Raw genomic sequence first — 13,608 nt, 5'->3', positions numbered from 1 at the left:
CTTTTTTACAAGTCAAAAAAGTTAAGGCTTAACATTTTTGACACTGTTTAAAATCTTGAGTTAATTATCTCAGATTATTTTAGGATTTTGTAGGGAACACTGATTTACCGTTTACGATGGTAAGCGCTTTATCTTAGGGTGTTGCTAGAATAATAGAATGCTAGTACTTTACTTCATTTTCCTAGCAAACATCTTTTGCACTTCTTCATTCCACGGTGCTAGTTTTTCTAATTCTTTCTGGGTAGTTCTCGCATTAGGTGCTATTTTTATGTCAAGATACCAATTATTTTAAAAATTTAGTTGATAAATCAACGGTTTATGCCAATTTTATTGGTAGGAAAGTTGAGTTAATAAATAATGTCAATGGACGAAAGAAGAACCTCACAGTATAATTAAAATATCATCTTGGCGGATGAAAAACATCTTAATTATCGGAGGTCCGTATAATGAATTATACATAGAATGAACAGCTTGAACAAGTCACAGAATCAATTTTAATACTTGGATAGGAAAATGACCGCAGAGTAATTTTAATAAAAAAGGTACGTGCTATTGTGCGTTTACATTATAATAACAAAGCCCATTTATTTACGATAAAGCAGGCAGATGGGTTTACGTTCAGTTGTTGAAAATCAACAAATATATGGTATAATAAATATAATTTGTTAAAAATAATAAAAACTAATCAGATAAAAATACAATGACGTAAAATCCGAGAAAATTATAAATAAAAAAGACTTATTGGAATATAGCATATTCTTATATGGGATAGTTGGCTGTTTAGTATGGACTGAGCATTTATCTAGGCGGTTGAGCTACTATAAAGAATGTGAGCTTGCTCTTGTAACGTATTATCTAATCAGTAAATTTTACACATAGAAATATAATGTTAAAGATTAATACTTTGGATAGTAATCATATAACTGTCATGGGAATATGATTTAAAATCACATCAGCTAATGGCCTATTTAAAACTACTAGCTGATGTACTATTTTTCAAATTCACATCTTGAATAGAAGATTTCTTCATTTTCTGATGATGGAGTTTGAAAATATCTTCTTGTTTTATGTTTCTAGCTATAGGATAAAATTATGGTTTTGATAGGAAAGGTGGAGTAAAAACTCATGACTTCATTAACTCATGTTTGTATGTGGAAAAATAAAGGATGGGAAAGGATTACTGCAGCTGAGGCTGCTAAATTACATCCAATTGGTGGAGTGTCAGCGAACAGTGGATTATTTATGTGTGAATTATGTGGACAGTATGTATCGCTAACTAATGGTAGCTGTCGAAATAGATATTTTAAACATAGTCGTTCGGAGAAAAATAAAGATTGTCCAGAACGTGCTTTAGGTGCACATGTTTCAATGACATATGATTTTTCAGATCATGAGTTACCAATGCGAATAAAAAATATTACAAGAAAAAATTTTGAATTTGAGTTGGGATTTATTCCAGTTCCATATAACCTAAATTCTAAACAGATGAAAATAATAATTACATCGAAAGGATTTGAAGAAAATAAATATATATATTCTGGTGAAAGGTTAAATATTGATGGTATTACGTATCTTTCAATCGGAGAAAATCCATCTACAGAATTTATTGTTAATGTTGAAGGTGTTAAGGATGATATTTATAAATTTTGGCCTCGAAAAAATAATGGAATTATATCTAGTGGAACGGTATTTGATGCTAACACAGGTAGAAAGATGGTTTATGATGCAGATGTTATTATTGGGAAAAAATATTTTATTCTTTGTATAAATAGAATTGATAATTCTCAAAGTGGGCATGTAAGTATAAAAGAAATTTCATGTAAAGAGATTTTATCAGAAAATTGGAAAATATTTGAAGTTGTGGCAAATGATTATAGTGAAGAATCTGCAAAATTTTTTTTAGAGTATCATTGCAGATTAACAGAGTCACCTATTGATATTCAACAGATTTGGCCAATCTATATAGAAAATAAATATGTAATAAAGCATAACCAAAGAAATATGTTTTTACATATCAAAGGGAATGCTAGTAATATAGTGGCTTTTCCTGAAGCTTATAAGCAGAAATTTGATTGTTATGATGAAACGATATTAAAGATTGAATGCAACTCAAGACAACAGTTGATTTCTGCAGGTAGAACAAAAGCCTTAAATTATGCTTATTTTTGGAAAGAAGAATTGGATGGTTTAGGAGATAATACCAAAGCACAAATTACAGATATAAGAGGTAATTTTATTGATTCGGAACAAATAAGTACATTACCAGAAAACGGGAAAGTTCTTATAAAAACACAATATGATGGGTTTGTCGAAATTATTAAGAATGATAAGATTGTTGATAAAAGGCTTATCAATGGAGATAGACGAGTAGAGATTGATCAGATTACATGGGGGACACAAATTTCCATTTTTGTAGGATTGGATTTAATTAAAAAAATTAAGTTTATGAAAGTTCATACTCAGACAATTAATGATGAAAATTCTATTTTAGAAAAATTAAATTCATTTTCAGGTAAAAAAATTAAAGTTTCACATACTATAGGAAGTTTGGCAGCAAGATTAGATGAATATCCGAAAATCAAAATGTGGTTGTATAAAAGAATAAGAGAAAATAGTATTAATGAACAAGCCTATAAGTATTTAATTTTCATTATAGAAAGAAAAATAAGAAATTAAGAGGAGAAAAAGGATGGAATATACGGAAGTATTAACAGATAAAGATGTCGAGTACATTTGTAAAGCTATTTCTGGAAAAGTATTAAAAAAACAGTTTGCAGCTTTTTCTAAAGAATTTTCAAAAATAAAACCAGGATTCAGGCCATATAGTATGTCGGATAAAGAAGCTGTAGATTTGGCGATTAAAAATTTTAGTAAAAGATTTATTAGTGGATATATTGATATAATGCTTAAGAAGTGGATTGCAGAGATTCAAGTAAATATTGAGAAGTTAGAACAGAATAATAGAAATCATGAAGATGCTGTTGCACTTACTTTAATTGATTCGTATTTTGTAGATAATGTACAGTTATATTTTAAACTTATAGGAGAGGAAAAGGGATCATCATATTTACTAAATGTTTGTAATAAAATAATTGGTTTCATGCAGAATAAGATAAATGAATATGACAGAGAAACTAAAAAGAATAATGATTATGATGAAGATATTAAAAAAAATGAAAAACTATTTGTCAAAATAAAAAATCTTGAAAAAGATAAATTAGATAATGATAAAGTAATTAAAGAATTAATAAAAGATAAAAATGATGTTGGTTCACAATTGTCCGAATACAAAAATAAATTAGAAAAATTAGAAGAAGAATATAAAAAAAATGAAAAAGAATTGAAGAATTTAAGAGAACGAGCAAATCATGAAATTGTTGTCGATAAGGAAAAAATTAAATCCAAAGAGTATGATTTTATATCTTTATGTGAGGTATTAGCACCGGACTATAAAGGAATTAAAATGATTGAACGATATGCGGATCTTACAGAATCTGGAGAATTCGAAGTGTTCTATTGTGATGAAAGTGAATCTAGACAATATGCCAATAGGAATAAATTATATTTGAATGACGGACCTCGTGATATTGGAACCATGGGCATATGGATGTGGAAGGCAACTCAAAACATTAACAACAGAGATAAGGATTTTATATCATCAAAATTTGTTAAAGAACTAAATCCAATAGAAATTCTTTTTTTTCATCAGAAAGATGAGGAAGGAATGATTAACTTACTGAAAGATGGATTTGAAAAAAACGGTTTACCGAATCTTGGTATGTATTCAGTTTATGTAGAAAAAGGGAAATATGTCGGATTTTTATGTAATGTATATGATTTTGAAAAAATGGGGAATAAATATAAACTTAAATCATCCGTGATTACATTGAATAAGTATGAATTTGGAGAAAATGATTTTTTTAAATTAGCTAATGATAGAAGTTTTTTTTATAAGATGGGACTTGGAATTCCGAGAGAAGTGGTTTCGATTATTGATGAAATGGAATTAATCAAAAATATTATAATCGATAGGAATTCTTGGTCTTTATTTAAAAAGGCAGGAAAAACAAAAAAAGAAGAGTGGCGATTTTTGAAAAATTTTCTGCAAGAACTTGACACAGATTCGATTTGTAGTGAAATTGTAGAAAAGTTAAATTGTTCATTGATGATTGCTGAGAAAAAGTTAAAAGATTTTATTTCTATAGCAAATAATTATATTAATGGAACCACTGTATCAGATGATCTTATTAAAGAGGTAATTTTATCAGATGAAAAAACATTATTGAGATTTAAAAATGTTATACATGAAGAGTGGGAAGAAGAAAATAAAATTATTATTCAAAACAAACAGAATGAAATAGAAAATATGAATATTAAATTATCTGAGGCGAAGAAAGAGTTATTGTTTATAAAGAATGACAAAAAGAAATGCGAGAAAGAATTATCTGAATTTAAAGATAAATTAGAATTAAAAGAACAACTTGCAGAAGATGTAGAAAACGCAGTAACCAATCGTATAAAAAATGCACAAACAAAAGCTGCAGATTTTATAGCGGAAATGGCATTTGTTAATGCACCAGTTAAATCATCGTATGATTCGGATTATGAAGAAATTATAGCTAAAAAGGAGCTTTTTTTTGAAAATGATGATGCAATAATAGGTACGCAATTAAAAGAAGAGCTTAATGAAGACTGGATTATGACATTGGATTCTATTGAATATGAATTAATGGAAGCTGGAGTTATTGATAGGTTAGCACGGCCAGTGGCAGCATATTTGTATGCAAGTTATCTAAATAAAAGCAATCTGTTATTGGCTGGACCAAATGCTGAAGCGATAGCACAAGCATTTTCATGTGCAGTAGTAGGTAAACCCGGACGAAAATTAATTTATAGAAAGTCTATAGGAAATAATGAATATAAGAGGCAGATCAGAAAAGGAGAGATTATCATTATTGATGATCTATTTAATTCAGAATGGATAAATAAACTTCCATCTATTATGTCGAATACGGAGGTATTTTATATAGGGGTACATCCATTTATTGAGGATTTACAGATTGAACCAAAGAGTTATTTCAATTATATGATACCATTGTTTACGGATTGCATTGTAGATAAAAAGCCTAGAACAATATTTATGTGTTCGCAAAAAACAGAAGATTTTAATGAATTTGAATTAGATTATAAAAATAATTATAAAAGGGTACTAAAAGAATTTCATTTACCTGTTTTAACCAAGTCACACATTCAAATATCTATAGCTAATATGCATATCATGTTAGAGGATGATAATGAAGATTTTGATGTCTTATTTGCAATACTCCCTTATGCATATTCAACAATGCAGATGTCACGTTTGTTTAAGATATTGAAAGATAATGATAAAAAGAAAATCAATATATCAAAAATGATGATGAAATACATAACAGAAATATATGGAGAATTTGATGAATAAATACGATAGCCTTATTGTTAAGATAGCAGATGAATATAATATAGAAAAGGGAAAATTAGAGCCTATAAATAATTGGAAAATGCGTGTCATATACTCCTTACTTGGAAGAATGGCTATAGCAGCATTGTTTGATGATATTGAGGGAGATATGACATCGATTACTCATATGAAAAATCGCATAGTTGATGTACTTGAGAGTTATCGTAAAATATATCCAGAGATAAATGGATTTTTACCTGAGAAATTGGGGAATTTAGCAGACGAAATTTATGATATTTATTTACACACAGGTGTTTTTTATCATATACCCAATCGAATTGTGCCAGCAAAAAAAACAGAAGATTTTATTAATAATATAATATTTACAAGAGGTTATGAACTTAATATTCAACAGAATATAAGTGGTTTGGGTACATATATGAGAAAAGATAATACAAGTTATAATGCATCGTATAAAAATATTTTTCATCTTGATATGACAAATCTTAAAGATAGATGGAAAATTTGGACTGAAAATGTTGAATGGACAGAGCTTAACGTTGAAGGAGATATAGAATACTTAAGATTGAAACCACCTTTTACAGGTGGTTATTGGGTAAATAAACCGAATGGAGATGGAAGAAATTCTTTGTTGCGTACAGGATTTAAGGAAAATAAATTGTATTATTTGTACAAAGAAAATCTGGACGCAAATTTGCTTGTATGTCAATTGCCGACATGGATTGTAAAAGATTATAATTATAGAAGTTTAGCAAATGCATGTCTGTATTATGAAGGAGTACTTCCTCCAACAACATATAGATATGATGGAGATATTGTATATGTTAAGTTTGGTTATTTGCCATCGCCATCAAATTTATATTTATGGAAATTATATAGCTGGCCAACATCTTTTTATGAGCTTCCAAGAGATTTTAATAGAATTTGTACACGATATGTATTTGAGGGGATTGTCGAACTTATGAAAAAGCAAGGCTATGAATTTATAGAGGAGAAATGAAAATGTCGAATGGAGCAAATTCTGTACATAAAGAATTACGTGCAGAACTAGAAAATTACATAAAATCACAATATTTTGCTAAATCACCCATTCTGCTTTCGGCAGTTAGTGAACAGTTAGATAAAGAAGGTGTATTGTATCAAAAACCTTATATAGAATCTTCTCCTGCGTATAAAAGTAAGGAAGAAGGAATTCGTTATTCAAAAATTCCAGATTGGATGAAAGATTATTTTGAAAAACTGAGCAAGGCTGGAATTGGGGTATATCCAACGCCATTTATTCATCAGATAGAAGCATTAGAGAAGGCAACTGAGGGAAAAGATTTATTTGTTGCTACTGGTACAGGTTCAGGTAAAACGGAATGTTTTATGTGGCCTTTATTGGCAAAACTTGCAGATGAGGCGAGAAATTCATCGGATACTTGGCAGATGAGAGGTGTTAGGACAATTATCATGTATCCAATGAATGCACTTGTATCCGATCAAGTAAGCCGTTTACGTAGACTTATTGGTGATTCTGAAAATAAATTTATAAACATTTTTAGAGAAATATGTGGAAGTAATGTGAGACGTCCACAATTTGGAATGTATACGGGTAGAACACCATATTCAGGTTTGCAACCTAATAAAAATCAGGATAGAAGATTAGAAAAAACTCTAAGAAGGATGTCATTTCCTACATCAGAAAGTGAAAAGGTTTTTTTTGATCAACTCTCAAAAGAAGGAAAGATACCTGCGAAGATTAATATGGAAGATTTTTTGGAAGGGTTATATGAAAGTAAACATATTCCAGATGATGAGGATGCGGAACTTATAACACGATTTGAGATGCAACAATTTTGTCCAGATATACTCATAACAAATTATTCTATGCTTGAATATATGTTATTAAGACCTAAAGAAGCAAAAATTTGGTCTGATACAAAAAAATGGTTAAACGTCGATTCGTCAAATAAATTATTATTTGTAATTGATGAGGCTCATATGTATAGAGGTTCATCGGGAGGTGAGGTCGCTTTTCTCATAAGAAGATTATTTCACAAATTGGGTATTTCTAGAGATAGGGTTCAATTTATTTTAACTACAGCTAGTATGCCGGATAGGAACAATAAAGATAAAGAAGCAGTAATAAAATTTGCTAGTGAGTTAACAGCTGCGGATAAAGAGTTGGATTTTTCTTATCTCACGGGAATCAGAGAAAGTATACAAAGTTATCAAAAATTTAAGATTCCATTTAATAAATATGAAAAAGTGAATCCTGATATGTTTGAAGGAAATGAAAAAGAACGTTTAAAAGAATTAAGAAATTTTTGGAAAGGACTTGATGGTGTATCAAGTGAATTTTTAAATTTAGAAGAGATATATTATTGGATGTATGATCATTTGATGGAGTATGAACCTTTTTCATTGTTAATTAGCAGTTGCAGAGGGGAAGCTGTATCTTTAAATGAATTAGCACAGATTATATTTCCAAATGTAGAAAACGAAAAGGCCTTACAAGCAGTAGGTGTTTTATTAGCAATTGCGCCTATGGCGAAAAATAGAAAAGGCATGGTTTTGTTTCCCGCTAGAATGCACATGTTGTTTAAGGGAATAAAAGGTGTCTATGCTTGTGCAAATCCAGAGTGTAGTCATTCTCATCATGATGATACTTTAGATTTAGGAGAGATATTTTTATCTGATGGGAAATTGGTATGTCCATATTGTCAGAGTGTTGTTTATGAATTATATAATGACCGAAGATGTGGAGCTTTGTTTTATAAAGGATATATACTTGAAGATGATACAGATTTTAAAAGAAATGCATACCTGTGGCATTATTCGGGACAAATGATGGATAGAAGAATGAAGGAAGTTCATTTGTATATTCCTCCGCATGGTTATATTCTTCCTAAAAAACAAGGAAAAAATGCTATTAAACCATGTTATTTAGATATTAAAAGTGGTTTTATAAATTTTAAGGATGATTCTCAAGCAGGGAAACCAGGCATTAGAAAATTATATTATTGTAATTACTCTGCAAAAGGAAGACCTCAGATAGTGACTTTTACAACTTGTCCACACTGTCGACATCAGCTTTCTTCTACACAACTTACTTCATTTAGCACACGGGGTAACCAATCATTTTTTAATTTGATTCAGGCACAGTTTCAAAATCAACCTCCTGTAGTAGGAAAAGACAATGATCCTGACAGATTTCCTAATGAAGGAAGAAAGGTATTATTGTTTTCTGATAGTAGACAAAGAGCGGCAAAATTGGCTCGTGATATGTCTGATTCTTCTGATATTATGGCAGTAAGACAATTATTTGTAATGGCAATTAATATGATGGAAGAATCCGATGATGAGCAGCTATCGATGAATGATTTATATGATTATTTTTGCTTGGTTGCAGGACAACAACATTTACAGATTTTCCATAATCCGGAAAGAGAAAAGTTTATTAAAGATTGTAAATCAACTATTAAAAATTATAATAGATATAATAAACGTCGAATGAAATATACACCTAGATTTAAAATATATAATGCACCTGTTCAGATGCAAAATTATTTACTTAGATTATTTTCTGGTGGTTATAATACACTATATGATTCTGCTTTATGTTGGATAGACCCCACAGATCATGCAATGTTCGATGCAATTGATTTATTGGGAGAAGAAGGAATTAGGGTAGATGAAAATGAATTTATAGAATTTTTTAATGCGTGGATGATATCAGGTTGTGACACGGCGACTTTTCTGGGGCATACAATTTCAGACGATATACGATTAAATGTGAGACCTAAATATGGAGAGTATGGTTTTGATAAGGAATGGAAATTTTCAAAGAATATTATGGAGATTATGAATTGGGATAATAATTCTACAGAAATGAATATATGGAAAAGTGTATTGAGAGAGGCATTTTTAGATTCGGCCCAGCCAGACAATGGAAAATTATATGTTGATTTAGCGAGAGTAAAACCAAGATTCAAAATAGAAAAAGAATGGTATCGCTGTGATCAATGTTCGGAGATTACACCATATATGCTAAAGAAACATTGCCCAAGTTGTGGTTCAACTAATATACATAAAATGACAGAAAAGGAATTTGATTCGTTGGATTTTTGGAGAAGACCTGTTATTGATGCTTTGAATGGAAAATCAATACATGTTATTGATACTGAAGAGCATACAGCTCAACTTTCTCATAAAGACCAGCGTGATGATATGTGGAGTAAAACAGAGCAGTATGAACTTCGGTTTCAAGATTTAACTCAAGAAGGAGAGATACCAGTCGATATTTTAAGTAGTACAACTACAATGGAAGTTGGAATTGATATAGGTTCATTGGTAGCAGTTGGACTTCGTAATATTCCACCAATGCGTGAAAATTATCAACAGCGAGCTGGGCGAGCTGGTAGACATGGAGCTAGTCTTTCAACGATAGTAACATTTTGTGAGGATGGACCACATGACACGTTATATTTTAATAATCCTGTTCCTATGTTCAGAGGAGATCCAAGAAGACCATGGATAGATGTACAAAGTGAAAAATTAATGCAAAGACATATAGCTATGGTAGTTTTTCAAGAGTATCTACAAGGTAGAGAAAATAATATTGATATGATGTCAGCAGTTGAGTTTTTAGATAATTATTTAGAAAATTTTATTGAATATACAAAAAAATATCGTGTGGAGAGAGACGACATATTAATGCCTAATATTGAATTTAATTATCAAAAATTTTTGGATTCTATAAAAAGAGATCTGCAAAAACTTAAGAAAAAACGTGAAGATCATCCAGAATTATTTGGTGTTGAAGACGAAAATATTAATGATGTTGAAGCAAAGTCTTTGTTGGATGCCTTATATGAAGAGGGAATTATTCCAACATATTCATTTCCCAAAAATGTTGTGAGTACATATATAACTGATAATTATGGTAGAACTAAGTATGAAGTTGAAAGAGGTTTAGATGTAGCCATTGGAGAGTATGCTCCAGGACGAGCAATTATTGTTGATAAACAAACTTATCAGATTGGTGGATTATTTTATCCAGGGAGTGAAAAAAAGAAGGGCCAGTTGTTATCTCCAGCAAAATCATATATGGAAGATGGAAATTATATGAAGTCAATCCTTTCATGTTCAGAATGTGGTTGGTTTGGATTAGAAGAAGAAAATGTAAAAAAATGTCCATTTTGTGGTAATAAAGACTTGACTTTAGATAAAAATATGCTTAGGCCTTGGGGATTTGCACCTAAAAATGCACGAGCAATCCAAGACGCACAATTGACGGAAGAATATACAGCCGTTCAACAACCATTGTATTCTACATTGCCAGATGCAGATGAAATATTTGACGTTGAAGGGACTTTAAATATTAGAATGTCGCCAAGAAAAAATCAAAGAATTATTATGATGAATAAAGGTGTTGAAGATAGAGGATTCACTGTATGCGAGGATTGTGGTGCGGCGATGCCAGGAGATGAAGCACGTGTTCTTAAAGGTGTGCAGAGACCATATATTACTAAATTTGCTAGGGGAAAATGTTCACATAGAAATTTAAAAAATGTAAATTTAGGTTATGATTTTGTTACAGACATGTTAGTATTGGAATTTAATATAGACAGTAGCAAAATAGATGTAACTAGAAATTGCAATCCATGGTTACCTAGAGCAGCACAGTCATTAGCAGAAGCTCTAAGGCTTGCAGCAAGTAAATATTTAGATGTTGAATTTTCTGAACTTGTAACGGGTTATAGACTTCGAAGCAATTCAACATGTGCATATATAGATATATATTTATATGATAGTTTATCAAGTGGTGCAGGATATGCTGTTAATGTAGCCAATGAGATATCCAAATTACTTAAGATTATTCGTGAAATACTTACAGAATGTTCATGTGGAGATGCTTGTCATAATTGCTTAAAACATTACAGAAATCAATATGTTCATGGAATGTTAGATAGATTTGCTGCGTTAGAATTATTAGATTGGGGTGAAAAAAGCAAACTCGCAAACGATATAAAAATAGAAAAACAGAAAGAATACATTTATCCATTAGAAAATATATTGAGTTTATCCGGTTGTAATGTAAAAATTGATAATTCAGGAATATGGGTAAAAAATAAAAATCATGAAAAGCAGATAGTTGTATATCCAGCGATGTTAGTAGAACCAAAGAACAAAGAGAAAATATTTATTAGCGATGCGTATATTAAATATGCAAAGCCATATGCGGTACAAAAGATTTTAGATGAAATTTAAAAATATGTTTATAACCTGAATTATTCATGAGCAACTAAAATTGCTCATGACCTGCAATTGCTTTTGTATCTATTTCAAATACGTTCTGTTTTACCAAAATACAGTTATAACCGTAATACTTTCAGTGTTGATCTTACATGAAAAAATAACAGTGATTTCTATCATTGGAACTGTATTAATCCTTATTGGGCTTGTAATCTCACAAAAAAACTAAGACAATAGACCAGATTAGATGTATAATATGTGATAATAAAGCAAAAAAGGAGATAGGAACAATGTATTATGTACCAGATGGAACAAAAAAATGCGGATATTATGAATGTAAAAAATGCGGGAATAGATTCCTCTCATTACAGATGATGGAGAAGATTCCATGTCCAGACTGTGAGGCAGAGATTGACTATGAGATTGGACCAGATGAAAATATGGAAGATATTTTAGATACTGCACAGTTACTTCAGAAAATCGAGGGTGAAGAAGAAGTCGAAAAGATGGATGCTTTACTAAGCCTTGCAATCACGGGTGGAGACTGCAATTGGATTTAAAAATGTATTTTCTAAAAGACTCAGGGACCATGGACTTCTGGGTCTTTTAGATTGCTGCAATAATTGAAACAGGAAGGCAGGGATATCAATTTATGAACGATACACAAGACAACAAATGGGACAAACTATTGCACATCAAAACCATGGGCAGAGATGACTCTCAATCCGATCAATACCGCTATCCATACGAACCAACCCCATATTCTGTACTGCAACGATTAGCAAATACAGGCATTATATGGAACATATTTGTCAGACATTAAATGAGCATGGCTACAAGTACCAAATATCCGTAGGACATTCAAAATTTAAGATTAATATCGCTGTCATGAATCCATATAACGAAGAAGAATATTTATTAGGTATTATGTTAGATGGAGAATCCTACCGGCAGTCATCAAATACGAAAGATCGCGAAGTAGCACAGATCAGTGTTTTAAAAGGACTTGGATGGGATATTTATCGTATCTGGACCATGGATTGGTGGGATAATAAAGAAAAAGAATTAAAGAAACTGATAGAATGTCTGGATCATAAAAAGGAAGCTGCGTACGATGTGTGTGCAAAGGAAGAAGTAAGTACGGAAGAGTCTGAATGTATAGAAGATATGCAGATTATTGAAAAAATAAAAGATATTTCTGTTCAAGAACCTGTGATAATAAAGTATTCTACAGAACAAGATCATGTTGTAAAATCTAATATGAATCTTACAAAGCAGAAGCAAGATGTAAATTCATTGTATCGTAAAGAACCATACATACCTGCAGATGTAACAGTTGAAGATATATCTACAGATGAATATGTACAAAGTAAAAACAAGAAAAGAATCACTGAAAAAATACAACAGATTGTCGATATAGAAGCACCAGTTTCCTATGATACTTTGGTAAAGAAAACATTACGCTCTTTCAATATTGCAAGATCAAGTCCCAAGACATTAGAAGCGACAGAAAAAGCATTAAAAGCTGCTTGCACAAAAATGAACAAACAACAGGGAGTAAAATTTTATTGGCGGAATGATCAAGATCCGTCTGCTTATTACAGTTTCAGAGAAGATAAGAACGCCAATACCCGAAGATCAGCAAATGATATCTGCCAGCAGGAGTTAAAGAATGCAGTTTGTATGACACTCCTTGAAAATGGCAGAATGAAAAAGGATGACTTAATAAAAGCAACAATCCGAACGATGGGATATGCTCGAAGCAGTAATGTGCTTGTATCAGCAGTAGAGCGAGGTTTAAAATATGGACGGAAGACAGGTGAGATTATTGAGACCGGGGAGAAGAATGTATTTGAGATAAGTAGATAAATTCAAGGGTTGTGAGATTATTAAAATTAGAAGGAGTTAAA

7 protein-coding genes and 1 pseudogene are annotated in these 13,608 nt (G+C 31.0%); all 8 read left to right on the top strand.

All coding sequences use genetic code 11. The features are described from left to right. The first annotated feature begins 1,125 nt into the window (after window positions 1-1,125). Complete coding sequence (locus KQI71_RS10900; RefSeq protein ID WP_216436155.1) at window positions 1,126-2,676, top strand: hypothetical protein; 1,551 nt, start codon at window positions 1,126-1,128, stop codon at window positions 2,674-2,676. Between the two features lie 13 nt (window positions 2,677-2,689). Beyond that, entirely contained in the window at window positions 2,690-5,458 is a 2,769-nt protein-coding gene (locus tag KQI71_RS10895) for a hypothetical protein (protein WP_216436154.1), read from the top strand. Beyond that, window positions 5,451-6,458: a hypothetical protein gene (locus tag KQI71_RS10890; protein WP_216436153.1), complete on the top strand. Its 1,008-nt coding sequence runs from the start codon at window positions 5,451-5,453 to the stop codon at window positions 6,456-6,458. Before KQI71_RS10895 ends, KQI71_RS10890 begins: the two co-directional genes overlap by 8 nt. Before the next feature lie 2 nt (window positions 6,459-6,460). Next, on the top strand, window positions 6,461-11,713 hold the full coding sequence (locus KQI71_RS10885; protein WP_216436152.1) for a DEAD/DEAH box helicase: 5,253 nt from the start codon (window positions 6,461-6,463) through the stop codon (window positions 11,711-11,713). A gap of 46 nt (window positions 11,714-11,759) precedes the next feature. Next, window positions 11,760-11,927 (top strand): EamA family transporter, encoded by a 168-nt coding sequence (locus KQI71_RS13095; RefSeq protein ID WP_216436161.1) that lies wholly within the window; start codon window positions 11,760-11,762, stop codon window positions 11,925-11,927. 61 nt (window positions 11,928-11,988) lie between these two features. Then, window positions 11,989-12,258 carry an NrdR family transcriptional regulator gene (locus tag KQI71_RS10875; protein WP_009265939.1) on the top strand — a complete coding sequence of 90 codons (270 nt, stop codon included), beginning with the start codon at window positions 11,989-11,991 and terminating at the stop codon, window positions 12,256-12,258. A gap of 92 nt (window positions 12,259-12,350) precedes the next feature. After that, window positions 12,351-12,497 (top strand): annotated as a pseudogene (locus KQI71_RS13025) (SAM-dependent methyltransferase); the annotation flags it as partial. Beyond that, entirely contained in the window at window positions 12,497-13,567 is a 1,071-nt protein-coding gene (locus tag KQI71_RS12610; RefSeq protein ID WP_253288051.1) for a DUF3320 domain-containing protein, read from the top strand. The pseudogene KQI71_RS13025 and the gene KQI71_RS12610, both read left to right, overlap by 1 nt. The last annotated feature ends 41 nt before the right edge of the window (window positions 13,568-13,608 follow it).

This window comes from Anaerostipes sp. MSJ-23 (assembly GCF_018918155.1).
Lineage (GTDB): Bacteria > Bacillota > Clostridia > Lachnospirales > Lachnospiraceae > Anaerostipes.
The sequence above is the reverse complement of the archived record's forward strand: the minus strand, read 5'-3'. Positions and strand labels throughout refer to the sequence as shown.